This window comes from Hyphomonas polymorpha PS728 (genome assembly GCF_000685315.1).
Lineage (GTDB): Bacteria > Pseudomonadota > Alphaproteobacteria > Caulobacterales > Hyphomonadaceae > Hyphomonas > Hyphomonas polymorpha.
In genome coordinates, this window is sequence record NZ_ARYM01000001.1 from 202,394 (window position 1) to 216,548 (window position 14,155).

Genomic DNA, 14,155 nt, shown 5'->3' on the forward strand with positions numbered 1-14,155 from the left:
GCACGCTTCAGACGATGGGACTTTACGGAGTTGTGGTAGGACGCGCTCCGGGAATGTGGTGGGACATTGTGAAGGTACTTTATATAGCGACACGCTGGCCGTGGCCGGTCGAAATGGGGCGTCAGCGCATGATTGTGCAGACGCTCGAATTTGCAGCGACACTTGGTGAGGTGCATCTGCTTTCTTTCGGCGACCCGCCGAAGAAGCCTGCGCCAGACTTTATCACCTCTTCCGGGATACTGGAGATGTCCGGGATGATGGGGATTGCCGGGAGTATGCTCAGGCGTCCCTTGTTGCCGCTGCAGAGCCACCTGTTTCTGAATGGGCCTGCGACTGCGGCCGTCATGGAAGCGGTGGAGCGCATTCGCCCGGATGTGATCGTGTTCGACATGGCGCGCCTCTCCCACCTCGCTTTGGCCATTCATCGCCACTATCCGGGCATTCGCCTTGTCCTCGACATGGATGACCGCCTGTCGAAGCGGTACCAGCGGATGCTGACCAATGAGACGGCAGGCGATCTGGGCGGCACATTCGAGGCGCGGCTTCCAGGTGCCATCCGTTTCCTGGTCCCAAGGCTCAAGAAGCTGTTACTGCGTGTGGAAAAGAGCCTGATGGACCGCTCCGAGCGGCGTGCTGCGGACGTGTTTGATGCGATCCTGATGGTGTCGGCCCTGGAAGCCGATGAGATGCGAACCGATTGCCCCGGCAGGGCTGATGTTGTTGCCTTCCCGCCTCTGATCAACGAATTGCCGGTTCCCCAACAGGATTTCAGCCGAAGTGTCCGCTTCGTCTTCATTGGCAATGCCGGCTACGCGCCCAACGCCGAAGCGCTGGAGCTGCTGGACCGCGCAGCGGTTCAAGTGAGCAAGAATACAGGCAGTTCGGATACGGATTACTGTTTCCAGGCAGCCGGCAAGCCGCTGGCCCATGCGGTCTACAAGAAGGTCGAGGTGGCCGGCTTCGTGCCTGACCTTTCCGCTTTCCTGGCTGGCAACGCCGTGCTGGTGGCGCCCATCCTTCAGGGCACGGGCATCAAGACAAAGATCATTGACGCGCTCGAGCACAGCGTTCCGGTCATCACCACGCCGGTCGGGGCCGAAGGCCTGGGGCTGACCGAAGGCGAACACTTCATCTGCGTGCTGGGAGAAGACGATCTGGCGCAGGCTTGCCTCCACATCATACGCTCTCCGGAAGCGCGCGGAGGCCTGGCCAGAATGGCCGCGGCGGCACGCAACAAGGGCCTGACAAGCCAGAACCGGACGATCCTGAGGGACCGGCTGACTTTTGCGTTCGGTCTTTGAGCCCGCCTCCAGGCGCGCCGAAAAAGCGGTGGCATAGCCCCGCGAAGCGTGTCACGCTTGCCTATTACTATCAGCCAAGGGGATATCTCAAAATGAGAATGGCAATTGTGGCAGGCGCGCTGGCGCTTGCGCTGGCAGCATGTGGTGGCACGGGCGGGTCCAAGGCAACCATGGTGAAAGCCTGCACCGATGCGGGTGAGGACAAGGCAATGTGTTCCTGCATCGCCGATGGCCTGGAAAAAAGTCTCGACGCCAAGACGTTCAACACGGTCGCCAAGGCGATGGCGCAGGGGGAAGAAAAGGGCGGTGAAGTTCTCGACAACCTCCCGGCTGACGAACAGTCCAAGATCATGGGCGCGATGATGAGCACCGGCATGCAGTGTGCCTTTGGCGGCGCCTGATGCTTGACGGGCAGGCGTGACACGGGACATTCGGACCGATGATGGAACGCCTGCCAGCCAGACTATGGACCGACGCGCTGATCCGCCGGGCAAATCTTGCCGGGGCCAGCGCGTTCGTCACCCAGCACGGCGATGAAGATCGCGGCGATGTGCTGGTGAAGGTTGCCCGTCTCGATGGCACGGCCGCAGCCTATATTCCTTCCATGAACCTCGAGGGCGAGCGTATCTTCCTGAACCTGGCGGTCCAGGGGATCGGCCCGGATGAAGCCGCCGTGGACGAATACGTCCGCCGCGCGAAAGCGCGCGACAGCGATCTCTGGGTTATCGAGATCGAAGACCGGCAAGGCCGGCATTTCCTGACAGAAGACGTTGAAGGGGATCCCCCCGGATCAGATGGGCCCTGAAGCAGCCCCCTGAACAGGTGGAAGACATTCCTGACGGAAAGCCTTTAGCTGGCTGGATAGCCTTTCCGGTCCACACCTTGGAACTCAGAAGATGCTTCGCTTCTCATTGATCGCCACCGCTGTCCTCTGCGCTGCGCCGCTCGCCATGGCTGACATACCGGCCTGCGGACCCGAGCTTGACCGGGCCACAGCCGAGGCGCGGACCAACGAAGCCCGGCTTTCGTGGGTGGCCAGAGAGGCTTACGAAATGATCGGCTGGATCTCGATGGACTATGAAGAAGGCATCATTGATGCCCAGGAGGAGTCGCGTCTCCTTATGGAAGCAGAAGACAAGCATCGCGCCGCCAAGGCGGAACATGCCGCAGCCGAAGACCGGCTCGCGGCCCTAAGGAAGAAATACATCGAATGCGGAGCGGCCGAGCCATGAAAGCCGTAAGTGTCTTCGCCGTTTTCTTCGCCGTCTCTTTTGCCGTGAGCGCTTTGACAGAAAGCAGCGCGCAGCCGGTCGAAGAGGGCGTTACACCTGCCGCGCTTGAAGGCGGCGTCCCAGCCTGCGGCCCTGAACTGGACGAGGCGATCCGCGCCGCCAGCGCCAATGAACGTCAGAAGGATGCCGATCTGAACCTGCTGATCGATTATCTTTTGTGGGTCGAGTACGAATTTGACGACGGCGCCATAGACGAAGATCAGTTCCTTGAGGAAATGGCGCAAGGTGAAGCTGAGTATCTGGTCGCCCTGGCCTTCAGAAACGAGGCGGCCGCGCTGCATGCGGAGCTGAAGGCAGCCCAGGCCGCTTGCCCGGCCGAGTGAGGCGCAGGCGCCGCGCCCCTTTTCTGCCGCAAGACTGATGCGACTGTAATCTGGCCAGAACGCAATGTGCGAGGCATCCTCCCTTCACTGACAGGAGGAGATTCCATGAAATTGATCATTGCCTGCGCGATGGCTGCGCTGACGCTGACCCCCGCCGCTTTTGCCTGCGAGTCCTATGTGGCCGATGTGAACAAGGCGGGCCTTGCCGTGAAGGCGGCCAATAATGAGCGGATGGCCGTGCAGACCCGGTTTGAGGAAGCCGAAAAGGAGCGTGGCCTCGTCCGCAAGGAAATCGATACCAAGGGCAATACGCCCGAGCGTCAGGCGGAGATTGATTTCTTCCGCGCCGAAATCCGTAAAGCCGAGCTCGACTGGACCGACCGCCAGCCGGAATGGGACGCCGCCGAGGCAGAACTCGTGACCGCGATTGACGCGCATGAAGGCGCTTGCGGCGCAAATGCCCGCACCGGCGCCCTGATGGAAGCCCTCGGGCTGAAACTCAACCGCTGAGGCCAGCGGCATAAACCGCCTGTTTACCCTATCCCAGCAGGTTGTGGCCTGCTGGGATAATCGGGGGCCTGGGCGGCAATGCTGTTCCTTCTGAATGACATCGTGACCGACATCGAGGCGCCGGAGATGCGGCTGCTCGTCCGCAAGGCCGTGTTCGGCGGCGATGTGCATGGGATGCGGCCGCGGGAGGCGATGGAGCTGGTGCGCAGGCGCCTGCAGGCTGTGCATGACCGGGGAGAGGTACCCGACCGGGCGATGGTCGACGACCTCGCCGCGCTGATCATCGCCAAGACCGGCGCCAATGCCGCGCTGTTTCCGGTGCATGATGGCCGCGTGGCCGAAGCCCGCCTGACGATCCTGCCGGAAGCCATCCTCGACGCCGTGCGCACCCGCCTCGCCGAAGGCCGCGGCGCGGATACGGGCGCGTTCTGGACGCGGGCGGCCTGAGCAGCTTCTGGCTCGCCAAGGCAGGCAGCCCCTTCTATCCACGGCCTAAATCGGTTAGGGCCACGGCCAGATCATTGAAGACCGGTCCATGCCCATGTCGCACATTACCGAAGCCGCCCGGCGGCGCACCTTTGCCATTATCTCCCACCCTGACGCGGGCAAGACGACGCTGACCGAGAACCTGCTGCTGGCGGGCGGCGCCATCCGGGCGGCCGGTGAGGTGGCTGCGCGCGGTGAGGCGCGGCGCACAAAGTCTGACTGGATGAAGATCGAGCGCGACCGGGGCATCTCGGTTTCGGCCTCGGTGATGACGTTCGAGTTTGACGGCTTCATGTTCAACCTGCTCGACACGCCGGGCCACGAGGACTTCTCCGAAGACACTTACCGTACGCTGACCGCCGCTGACTGCGCCGTCATGGTGCTCGACGCCGCCAAGGGTATCGAGCCGCAGACGCTGAAGCTGTTTGAAGTCTGCCGTATGCGGGACATCCCCATCGTCACCTTCATCAACAAGATGGACCGCGAAGCGCTTGAGCCCATCGCGCTGCTCGATGAAGTGCAGGACAAGCTGCAGCTCGACACTGCGCCCCTCTACTGGCCCGCTGCCAGCGGCCAGCGCTTTGCCGGCATGCTGGACCTTGCCCGCAACCAGTTCCTGCAGTTCGAGCGCCGCCCCGGCGAGCCTGCCCGTATTGGTCCGGCCACGGAAATCTCCGGCGAGCCTGAGAGCCTTAAAGCCAATCTCGACCCCTACGTGTTCGCCGAAATGGTGGAAGGCATCGAGATGGCCCGCAGCCTGCTGCCGGAGTTTGATCCGGAAGCCTTCCGCGCGGGGAACATGACGCCTGTGGTGTTCGGCTCTGCGCTGCGCTATTTCGGTGTGGCGGAACTGCTGCGCACGCTGCATTCTTATGCCCCGGCGCCGCGCGCCCAGAAGGCGGTGAAGAAGGGCGCCGAGGTGATGATCTCGCGCGATGATCCTTCCGTCAGTGGATTTGTCTTCAAGATCCAGGCAAACATGGATCCCAACCACCGCGACCGCGTGGCCTTCCTGCGGCTCTGCTCGGGCGAGTTCCGGCGCGGCATGCGCCTCAAAACCACGGGCGGCAAACAGCTCAACATCCACAATCCGCTGATGTTCATGGCGCAGGACCGGGAAATCGCCGAGACTGCCTATGCCGGCGATGTGATCGGCGTACCCAACCATGGCCAGCTGCGCGTGGGCGACTCCCTGTCAGAAAATGGCGACATCCAGTTCGGCGGCATCCCGAACTTCGCGCCCGAGCTTCTGCGCCGCGCCCGGGTGAAAGATCCGATGAAGGCCAAGCATCTGCGCAAGGCGCTCGAAAGCCTCGCCGAGGAGGGCGTTACCCAGCTGTTCCTGCCCGCCATCGGGTCTGACATGATCGTCGGCGCCGTGGGCCAGCTTCAGTTCGAAGTAATGATCGAGCGGATGACGGCCGAATATAATCTCGAAGTCATGTTCGAGCAGGCGCCTTATAACGTTGCCCGCTGGATGGCATCGGACGATCCGAAGAAACTCGAAGAGTTCCTTGAGCGGAACAAGTCAGCCACTGGCACGGACCTGGATGGCGCGCCCGTATACCTTGCAAAGAATGCGTGGGATGTTGGCTATGCCCAGGAGAAAAACCCTGGCATCCGCTTTACGGCAACGAAGGAAAGGGCTCTGGCGTAACGCCGCCGCGAAGCTGGCCGGGATCGGCTGCGGGTGCCGGGGCAGGCACCGGCATATCGCCCAGGGTTGCCGTTTTCAGCTTTGTAGCCACGCCGGAAGTGGCGAGCGGGTTTTCTTCCTTCCGCCCCTGGCCTGCCTTCAGTTCGCAGCGGGCAGGCGAGGCGCCATAGGTGTCCACGAATGACCATGCCTTGCAACTGGCGTCACCATCACAGGCCGTTTCGCAGATGAGCGCCGTTCCGGTGTCGGTGACAGAATAGGTCGCGCCAAAGCGATAGGTGTTGGGCTCATGGCTCGGCGGCGCGGTGTAGGCGGCCTCCTGCATCGCTCCGGTGGCTTCCAGCGGCGCAATCGGCGGGACCGAGAGCGTCTTGCCATCCTTGCCATCGGCATGGGCGCTGGCGGCAAGGCCAAGGCAGGCGGCGGCGATCAGCGTGGCAAGGCGCATGGGTTCGGGCTCCGGCAATTATCCGCCGACAAGGCTACCCGCCCCGTATTAACGAAGCGTTTGCCTTAAAATCGGGGGTTAGCTGCCAAGGCTTTCCCGCTTTTCTTCGATCTCCAGCCATTCCATCTCGATCCCTTCCAGCTCATCGCGCGCTGCGCCGATGCGGGCAGACTTCTTGTTGAAGCCATTGGGATCGCGGGCATAGAGCTGCGGGTCGGCAAGGTCGGCCTCAAGCTTCCCAATCTCCGCCTGGAGTTTGGGAATAAGCGCGTTGATTTCTTTCTGGCGGTGCTCGTCCTTGTAGGAGAGCTTGGTCTGCGGTTTGGGCTTGGCCGGTGCCGGTGCCGGCGCGGCTGCTGGCGATTTCTGAGGCTCCGCCTTCGGAGCCCCCTTGCGGCGCACGTCTTTGAGTTGTTCCTGCGCGTCGCTCCAGCCGCCCGCAGTCTGGATCCATTCGCCCCCGCCGATGGGCGAGAGACAGCTTGTCACCGTCGCATCCAGAAAGGCCCGGTCGTGGCTGACGAGGATCAGCGTGCCCTCATAATTCAGGAGCATGTCTTCCAGAAGGTCGAGGGTCTGCATATCAAGGTCGTTGGTCGGTTCGTCCATCACGAGAAGGTTTGACGTGCGCGCCAGGCCGATGGCCAGCGCCAGCCGGTTGCGTTCCCCGCCCGAAAGCGCGCCGACAGGCTGGCGCAGCTGTTCGGGCTTGAACAGGAAGTCCTTTGCATAGGCGGCCACATGGCGCTGGTGCCCCTGCACCATGATCGAATCCCCGCCCTCCGGCGCCAGCGCTTCCCAGATCGTGTCCCTGGCATTCAGCGTGTCGCGCGTCTGGTCCTGATAGGTCACCTGCAGCGTTTTGGAATGGTAAAGCGTACCGGCATCGGGCGGTATTTCGCCCAGCAGAAGGCGCACGAGGGTCGTCTTGCCCGCCCCGTTGGGCCCAATGATGCCGATCCGGTCGCCCCGCAGGATGCGCAGGTCGAGATCCTTTGCGATGACGAGATCAGTTCCTTCCGGGGTCTGATAGGTTTTCGAAAGGCCCTTGGCCTCGATCACCTTCTTGCTGAGGGAGTCGCCCGCATCCGCCGTAATCGTCGCCAAAGCCTTGCGGTCGTTCAGCGCGCTACGCACCTGCGCATGCTCCACCTTCAGCTGCCGCAGCCGGGCTAGGCGGCCCTGATTGCGCTTGCGCCGCGCGGTGACGCCGCGGGCCAGCCAGTGCTGCTCATCCTTGAGGTGGGTCGTCATCCGCTTCAGCTGGCGCTCGTCCTCCTCCTCGATCTGTTCTGCCCACTGATCGAACTTCACATAGCCTTCGGGGCTTTTCAGCACCTTGCCCTGGCGCAGCCACAGCGTGTTGGTGGAGATATTCTCCAGAAAGCGCCGGTCGTGGCTCACCACCAGCACAACGCCGTTAAAGGCTTTCAGCCGGCCTTCCAGATATTCGATCATCGGCACATCAAGATGGTTGGTCGGCTCGTCGAGCAGCAGGATCGTCGGTTCCTGCGCAAACGCCTTGGCCAGCGCGGCGCGCCGCATCTGCCCGCCGGAAAGCGTTTTGGGGTCAGCCGCCGGATCAATGCCGAATTCCATCAGCTCGGCCTGCGCCATATAGGCGGCCTCCAGCCCGTCGCTCGCATAGTCCAGAACAGTGGCATAGCCGGTGAGATCGGGCTCCTGCGCGACATTTGCGAAGGTCACCCCTGGCTGGCGCCACACCTCGCCGGAATCGGGCTCAGCGGCTTGCGAGACGATCTTCATCAGCGTGGACTTGCCTGCGCCATTGCGCCCGACCAGCGCCGCCCGCTCTCCCTTGGAAAGCGCGAGCGTCACGCCCTCGAACAGGGGCGTATTGCCAAAGGAAAGGCGCACATCGGTGAGGGTAATCAGGGGAGGTTGAGCCATGGCGAGGGAGATAGCGGCTGGTGGCGCGCCGCGCTAGGGGATGACTGGACAAGCGGCGAGGCCATCTGCAAACTCAATTCATGACAGAATCCACGGTCCCCGAAGGGTACAGCCCGCATTTCCGCAAATCGCGCTTTACCAATCCATGGGAACCGCTCTTCTCGAAAACGCTGGCGCGGGAGGTTTCCATTGGCCTTGTCCTTTCAGAAGCGCATTGTAACTCGCGGGGGCTCGTCCACGGCGGTCTGATCGCCTCCCTGGCTGACAATGCCATGGGGCTTTCGTGCGTGGCGGCCCTTCAGGAGGACGGCCGCGGAGCGCCCGGCGGTCTCGTCACAATCACCCTCAACACCGACTATCTCGGGTCGGCCAGGATCGGCCAGTGGCTCGCCACCGACACGCATTTCGTCAAGGCGGGCGGGTCGATCTGCTTTGCCGATTGCCTGGTGCGGGCAGACGGGGTGCCGGTGGCCCGCGCCAGTGCTACCTTCAAGGTCCTTCAGGCCGGCTAGACGCTCAGCCCAGGCGAGCGCGTTCCTCCGGCGTCAGCAGTCGCCACTCCCCCTCAGTCAGATCACCCAGCACCAGCGAGCCAAAGCTCGCGCGGTGTAGTGTTTCGACATGGTTGCCGGCGGCGGCGAACATGCGGCGCACCTGGTGGTAGCGGCCTTCGGTGAGAGTGAGGCGGGCGATGCGTTCGCCGGTGACTTCGAGCGTGGCAGGCAGGCAGGGCTTGTCTTCGCCGCGCAGGACCAGCGTGCCGGATGAAAACAGCGCCGCCTCGTGTCCTTCAAGCGGGCGGGCGAGGGTGGCCTCATAGGTTTTCGGGATGTCTGACTTGGGCGAGATCAGCCGGTGCAGCAGGGCGCCATCATCCGTAAACAGAATAAGTCCTGTTGTGTCGGCGTCCAGCCGGCCAATGGATGAAATCTTCGGATCCCGCTTCAGGAAACGTGGTGGCAGAAGATCGTAGACAAGGCGGCCCTGATCCTGATGCGAGCAGGTATAGCCCGCCGGCTTGTGCAGCATCAGCACCATGCCGGGCGCGGGGTCCAGCGGCTCGCCGTCAAAGCGCACCTCCTCGCCCCAGCCCGTCACGCGGCCGCGCCGGATTGCAACTTCCATTTCCTTGCGCGAGCCATAGCCGAGCCCGGCGAGATACTTTGCCAGCTTGCGTGTGTCGTTCATGCCCTGATCACGTCCTGATCATTTCTGGCGCTTGGGCTTTTCGGCATTGATGATCTTGTAGCCGTCTTCATCTTCCAGCATTTCCTGGCTTCGGAAGCAGGCGGAAAGTTCTGCCTCATACGGAAGGTGGCGGTTGGCCACCAGCCACAGCGTGCCTGAAGGTTTCAGTGTGGCGGCAGCGGCGCGGATGAAGGCGCGGCCAAGTTCTGAATTGTCCGCCCGCCCCGTATGGAAAGGCGGGTTCATCACGGCAAAATCATAGGTCGCCCGTGGCATATCCTTCAGCGCGTCGCCCCAGGTCAGGGTGCAGCGCCCGGCAAACTCCGCCATCGTCTGCTCCTGGCAGAAGAGGGCGCGGTAATCGGCTTCGAACAGGTCCATCCGCTCAACGTTCGCGCAATGGCGCAGGATTTCGCGGCTGAGGAAGCCGTTGCCCGCGCCGATGTCGACGCCAATGCCTTTGGTATATTCCGGCACGCTGTCGGCCAGAAGCTCACTGCCCGGATCAATCCGGTCCCAGCTGAAAAGGCCCGGCCGGCTCCAGAGGCCCGGCTCGATCTCGCGGGGCGCGTCTTCCTCGATCCAGTCCTGCGCCAGATCCTCGTTCACGAGGCTGGCATGTTTCACGGTCCAGAAGGCCCGGCATTTGTGCTTCGAAAGGCTTTCGGCATCCCCGGCGATCTCGGCCAGCGTCTTCTCCGCCGTCTTGCCGCCCAGCGTGTTGGGCAGGCTCGCCAGCACATAGCCGCCCTCGGGCGCCGACAACAGGGCGCGGGCATAAAGCGCGCGCGCATAGTCGCGCTGCCGGGGCGGCACCACGATGGTCAGCATGGCCTCGGGAATCTCCACGCTATCGGGCTCCAATACGGAGTAACCGGCCGCCTTCAGCGCGTCATAGGCTGGCTTCAGGCTCGTGCGGCAGACCACCCGCTCCTTCGGCAATTGCGCCAGCCATCCGCCCGGTTCGGCGTTCAGCACCAGGATCGGGCCGGTTTCAGGCACGGGAACGGCGCCCGTTTCGAGCGCCAGCAACAGGGTATCAAAAACAACTGTATCCATCATCCGGGCAGCGATAGCCGCCCAATTGCCCGGAGGAAAGCCATCTCGCGCGGCGGAGGCAGAGGATTTTACCGTGGCGCGTCCGCCAAAGAAAAACCCCGCCGGCGCAAACCGGCGGGGTTTCTTCGTTTCCCTGACGGGAAAATCAGGCGTCGAGACGCTCGATGATGATGGCCGGGGCCATGCCGCCAGCGGCGCACATGGTGACGAGGCCATAGCGCTTCTGCGACCGCTCAAGCTCGTCCAGCGCGGTGCCGATGAGGATCGAGCCAGTGGCGCCGATCGGGTGGCCGAGCGCCATGGCGCCGCCATTGATGTTCACCTTCTCGCGGTCGAGTTTCAGGTCACGGATGAATTTCTCGGCAACCACCGAGAAGGCCTCGTTGATTTCCCAGACGTCGATGTCGCTGGTGGTGAGACCGGCTTTCTCGAGCACTTTCTTCGCGGCCGGGACAGGGGCGTTCAGCATCAGCGTCGGGCAGTCGCCCATGTTGGCGGTTGCCACGATGCGGGCGCGCGGCTTCAGGCCGTGCTTCTTCATGTAGGTGTCAGAGGCGAGCAGAACGCCGCCCGAGCCGTCCACGACGCCCGAGGAGTTACCGGCATGGTGCACGTGCTGGATCTTGCCTTTGAGCTGCGGGTAGCGGCTCTCGATCAGGCTGCCATAGGTCGTCCCCTTGTCGTCGACCGGGATGTTCCAGAACATGTTGAACACGGTCTTCAGGCCCGAGAGGCTTTCCATCGTGGTGCCGGGGCGGGGGAACTCTTCATGGTCGAGGGCCAGCGTGCCGTCGACATTGTAAACGGGCACAACCGACTTGTTGAAACGGCCTTCCTTGATCGCCTGGGCTGCGCGCTCCTGAGAGACAACGGCGAGGCGGTCAACAGCTTCACGGTCGATGCCTTCCAGCGTGGCGATGGCGTCGGCGCAGCAGCCCTGTTGGGATTGGGGGTGACGCTCGCGCAGGCGCAGGTTGCCCGCGTCCATCATCGGCGGCGATTTCGGATCTGCCGAAGCAGCCGTGTAGCTCATCATTTCGCAGCCGCCGGCGATGACGCACTGTTCCATGCCCGACATGATCTGCGCTGCAGCGAGGTTCACCGTGGTGATGCCCGAGCCGCAGAAACGGTCCAGCGTTACGCCCGAAGCCTTGACGTTATAGCCGGCGTCGAGGGCGGCCATGCGGCCCATGTCTCCGCCTTGCGCGCCGCGCTGGCTGGACGTGCCCCAGATGATGTCGTCGACGGTCTCGGTGTCCAGCTTGTTGCGGTCGCGCAGCTGGCTGAGAACGGTGGCCGCAAGATGCTGCGGGTGCATATGGGCGAGGGCGCCCTTGCCGACCTTGCCAACGCCGCGCGGCGTACGGACGGCATCAACGATAAAGGCATCAGCCATGTTGTTACTCCCTGTCTTTTTAATGATAGGCGCGCTCAGGCAGCGTCTGTTTTCAAGGCTTACGCGTGCGTAAGGAGCATGGGAAGCCGTGACGCCGGGGCAGTGGGTGCGATCATTTTCCGGCCGTTAAGTCTGATCCGGGTCGTCCGGAGGCTGACTGAAATAACAGGATGGGTGTCCGGTTTCAGACCAATTCCTCCGGCCATCCTTCTCAGGAAGCGGATTTCACCTCCTGATTTGGTTGAACTTTTTCCTATCCCCCTCCAGGCAGCCTCCAGGATTTTTACGCGTTAAGATTGCCGCTTCACTTTTACACCCTGTAAACGACACGGCCGCCATCATGGGGCGAATAATCAGAACTGCAGTGTTTTCTGCAGTCAGGCCGGGTTTAGCCAGGAAGGAGATTGCCGGCTCAAGCGATGGAGGCAGTGGATGGTCCACAAAGGGTTGAAAAACGAGTCGGGCACAGCCGCGCTGGAGTTTGCCATTATCTCCCCGGTCTTCCTGTTCATGATCGTCGCTCTGCTTGCCTACGGTCTCTACTTCGGCGCGGCCCATACCGTTCAGCAGATTTCGGCCAATTCCGCCCGCGCCGCGCTGGCGGGTCTCGATCTGAATGAGCGCCAGGCGCTTGCCTCGGCCACGGCCTTTGCGTCGGTCGGCAGAAACGGCCTCATCCGGTCCGACGATCTTGCGGTTCAAGTGACCGCAGATGCCGATCAACCCGAGCTGATCTACGTCACGGTCACCTATGACGCGGCGAGCCTGCCGATCTGGAATCTGGGCCCGCCCCTCCCGCTGCCCGGCAAGACCATCCGGCACGTCTCCGTGATCCGGGCGGGAGGGTTCTGAAATGGCCCCCTTGCGCGCACTTCTTGCGGCGCGCCTTCGGCAGGCGCGGGACGAGACGGGTAATGTTGCGATCATGTCCGCACTGATCTCGCCGGTGGCCATTCTGATGATGGCAATGGCGGTAGACCTTGGCAGTGTCAGCCTTCAGCGACGCGAATTGCAATCCCTGACAGACCTTGCCGCCATCACTGCGGCTGCAAACCTGAATTCAGCGGAAAGTCATGTTCTCACGCTGCTTACCGAAAATGGCATGGGCGATGTCCAGCTTCTGAAAAAGGAAGAATGGCCCACGCGCCGCGATCCGCGCTTCCCCTCCCGCGCGTGGGCCGAGGTCGTCAAAGGCCACTATATCGCCGATGCCAAGCTCCCCCCGGCCATGCGTTTCAAGGCCGGGGGTGAGCCCCTCAATGCAGTGCAGGTCACGGTTGTCCGGTCTGGTGAGTTCTTCATCCTCGCTGGCATCAAGGAGCCCGCAATGATGACCACCAGCGGCGTTGCCTATGCGTCGTCGGAGGCGGCCTTCTCGGTCGGCTCGCGCCTGGCCCGCGTGGAGGGCGGCGCCATCAACGCACTCCTCGGAAGCCTCCTTGGCAGTGAGCTGAACCTGACTGTGATGGACTATAACGCGCTACTGGGCGCTGACATCTCCCTGTTCGAGATGCTGGATGTTCTGGCTACGGATCTTAGCCTCTCCGGTGTCAGCTATGACGATATCCTGGGCACCCGTATCAGCGTTGCCCAGCTTGCGGCGGCCATCCGACAGGCGGGATCGCTGACTGTCCAGACCCGCGCCGCGCTTGGCAAGATCGAACAGAACGCCGGCGCGCAATCGACGCGCATCCGGCTCGCAGATGCCATCGATCTTGGTGGCACCGGCAAGCTGAAGCCGGACGACCCGCGTGCCAAGCCCGCCCTTCAGGCGCCGGTGATGGAGCTTGTCACCGCTGCGATCACCGCCTCGAACGGCGCGCATCAGGCAACCCTGGACCTTGGCACCACTGTGCCCGGCCTTCTGAAAACCAGCGTGGAACTCGTTATCGGGGAGCGCCCCAAGAGCTCTCCCTGGCTGCGCCTCTCGGGCCCCAATGCCGTTGTCACCACGGCGCAGACCCGTCTCAAGGTGGAGTTTGAACTGCCTGGCGCTGCGTTGCTTGCCGGCGCGAAGGTACGCATCCCGCTCTATGTCGAGGTCGCTTCGGCCGAGGCCCAGCTGCGCGCCGTTTCCTGTCAGTCCTCCCGCTCCGGAGCGCCGGTGGTCACCATCGCGGCCCGGCCCGCGGTTGGCCGCGTCATGATCGGGGACATCAAGCGCAACGAGTTTGCCCAGATCGGGCGAACCATGAACGTGTCCCTCACCAAGATTGTCGATACGCTGCTTCTGGATGTGCGGGCGAAGGCAGATGTCCGCGTCGGAAATGAGCGGTCTACGGATCTTTCCTTCTCCCGCGCAGATATCGACGCCAACCGCAGCCAGACAGCCACCACCCGCGATTTTACCTCATCGCTTCTCGGCTCTGCCCTGCGCGAGCTGGATGTGCGTATCGATGCCGGGCCCCTGTCCCTGGCAACGCCGTCGCTGGTGCAGGCAGCCCTTGCTGCAACCCTGACGCCCGTGCTGGAACCCGTCGACAGTGTGGTTTTCAATCTGCTCGCAACGCTCGGCGTGCATCTGGGAGAGGCGGATGTCCGCGTCCATGGCGTCACCTGCCAGGCGCCGGTGCTCGTCCAGTAA

Annotated in this window: 16 protein-coding genes; 11 read left to right on the forward strand and 5 right to left on the reverse strand. The window is 62.9% G+C overall.

Features of this window, described 5'->3' with window-relative positions; translation table 11 throughout:
- Positions 1-53: 53 nt before the first annotated feature.
- From HPO_RS01040 to HPO_RS01075, 8 genes are all read left to right on the forward strand, one after another.
- Entirely contained in the window at positions 54-1,301 is a 1,248-nt protein-coding gene (locus HPO_RS01040; RefSeq protein ID WP_051612134.1) for a glycosyltransferase, read from the forward strand.
- 98 nt (positions 1,302-1,399) lie between these two features.
- Positions 1,400-1,702, forward strand: coding sequence for a hypothetical protein (locus tag HPO_RS01045; RefSeq protein ID WP_051612135.1), 303 nt, complete (start codon positions 1,400-1,402; stop codon positions 1,700-1,702).
- A gap of 38 nt (positions 1,703-1,740) precedes the next feature.
- Positions 1,741-2,106, forward strand: coding sequence for a DUF1491 family protein (locus tag HPO_RS01050; protein WP_241767845.1), 366 nt, complete (start codon positions 1,741-1,743; stop codon positions 2,104-2,106).
- A 91-nt stretch (positions 2,107-2,197) separates the two neighbouring features.
- The gene (locus tag HPO_RS01055) at positions 2,198-2,533 is read left to right on the forward strand and encodes a hypothetical protein (RefSeq protein ID WP_035593378.1); all 336 of its coding nucleotides are present in this window, start codon (positions 2,198-2,200) and stop codon (positions 2,531-2,533) included.
- On the forward strand, positions 2,530-2,916 hold the full coding sequence (locus HPO_RS01060; RefSeq protein WP_035593380.1) for a hypothetical protein: 387 nt from the start codon (positions 2,530-2,532) through the stop codon (positions 2,914-2,916). The genes HPO_RS01055 and HPO_RS01060 overlap by 4 nt, the downstream gene beginning before the upstream one ends.
- Before the next feature lie 105 nt (positions 2,917-3,021).
- A complete protein-coding gene (locus tag HPO_RS01065) occupies positions 3,022-3,426 on the forward strand; it encodes a hypothetical protein (protein WP_035593383.1) in 405 nt (134 codons plus the stop codon).
- Positions 3,427-3,504: 78 nt separating this feature from the next.
- Positions 3,505-3,873 carry a hypothetical protein gene (locus HPO_RS01070; protein WP_035593385.1) on the forward strand — a complete coding sequence of 123 codons (369 nt, stop codon included), beginning with the start codon at positions 3,505-3,507 and terminating at the stop codon, positions 3,871-3,873.
- A gap of 88 nt (positions 3,874-3,961) precedes the next feature.
- A complete protein-coding gene (locus tag HPO_RS01075) occupies positions 3,962-5,569 on the forward strand; it encodes a peptide chain release factor 3 (RefSeq protein ID WP_035593388.1) in 1,608 nt (535 codons plus the stop codon).
- Here HPO_RS01075 and HPO_RS01080 read toward each other — a convergent pair.
- Positions 5,538-6,017 carry a PAN domain-containing protein gene (locus HPO_RS01080; RefSeq protein WP_035593390.1) on the reverse strand — a complete coding sequence of 160 codons (480 nt, stop codon included), beginning with the start codon at positions 6,015-6,017 and terminating at the stop codon, positions 5,538-5,540. The two genes, HPO_RS01075 and HPO_RS01080, sit on opposite strands and share 32 nt — an antisense overlap.
- A gap of 78 nt (positions 6,018-6,095) precedes the next feature.
- Positions 6,096-7,928: an ABC-F family ATP-binding cassette domain-containing protein gene (locus HPO_RS01085; RefSeq protein WP_035593392.1), complete on the reverse strand. Its 1,833-nt coding sequence runs from the start codon at positions 7,926-7,928 to the stop codon at positions 6,096-6,098.
- Positions 7,929-8,008: 80 nt separating this feature from the next.
- On the opposite strand from HPO_RS01085, the gene HPO_RS01090 reads away from it, so the two are divergent.
- The gene (locus tag HPO_RS01090) at positions 8,009-8,440 is read left to right on the forward strand and encodes a PaaI family thioesterase (RefSeq protein ID WP_035593395.1); all 432 of its coding nucleotides are present in this window, start codon (positions 8,009-8,011) and stop codon (positions 8,438-8,440) included.
- A gap of 4 nt (positions 8,441-8,444) precedes the next feature.
- Here the strand turns inward: HPO_RS01090 and HPO_RS01095 are convergent, their stop codons facing one another.
- The 3 genes from HPO_RS01095 to HPO_RS01105 form a co-directional block, all read right to left on the reverse strand.
- The gene (locus tag HPO_RS01095; protein WP_035593397.1) at positions 8,445-9,116 is read right to left on the reverse strand and encodes a pseudouridine synthase; all 672 of its coding nucleotides are present in this window, start codon (positions 9,114-9,116) and stop codon (positions 8,445-8,447) included.
- Between the two features lie 18 nt (positions 9,117-9,134).
- Positions 9,135-10,178, reverse strand: a complete 1,044-nt coding sequence (locus tag HPO_RS01100) for a class I SAM-dependent methyltransferase (RefSeq protein WP_051612136.1) — start codon at positions 10,176-10,178, stop codon at positions 9,135-9,137.
- 142 nt (positions 10,179-10,320) lie between these two features.
- Positions 10,321-11,571, reverse strand: coding sequence for an acetyl-CoA C-acetyltransferase (locus HPO_RS01105; protein ID WP_035593400.1), 1,251 nt, complete (start codon positions 11,569-11,571; stop codon positions 10,321-10,323).
- A gap of 432 nt (positions 11,572-12,003) precedes the next feature.
- On the opposite strand from HPO_RS01105, the gene HPO_RS01110 reads away from it, so the two are divergent.
- Together HPO_RS01110 and HPO_RS01115 are read left to right on the forward strand one after the other, a co-directional pair.
- Positions 12,004-12,423 carry a TadE/TadG family type IV pilus assembly protein gene (locus HPO_RS01110; RefSeq protein WP_035593403.1) on the forward strand — a complete coding sequence of 140 codons (420 nt, stop codon included), beginning with the start codon at positions 12,004-12,006 and terminating at the stop codon, positions 12,421-12,423.
- Position 12,424: 1 nt separating this feature from the next.
- Positions 12,425-14,155, forward strand: coding sequence for a pilus assembly protein TadG-related protein (locus tag HPO_RS01115; protein ID WP_035593406.1), 1,731 nt, complete (start codon positions 12,425-12,427; stop codon positions 14,153-14,155).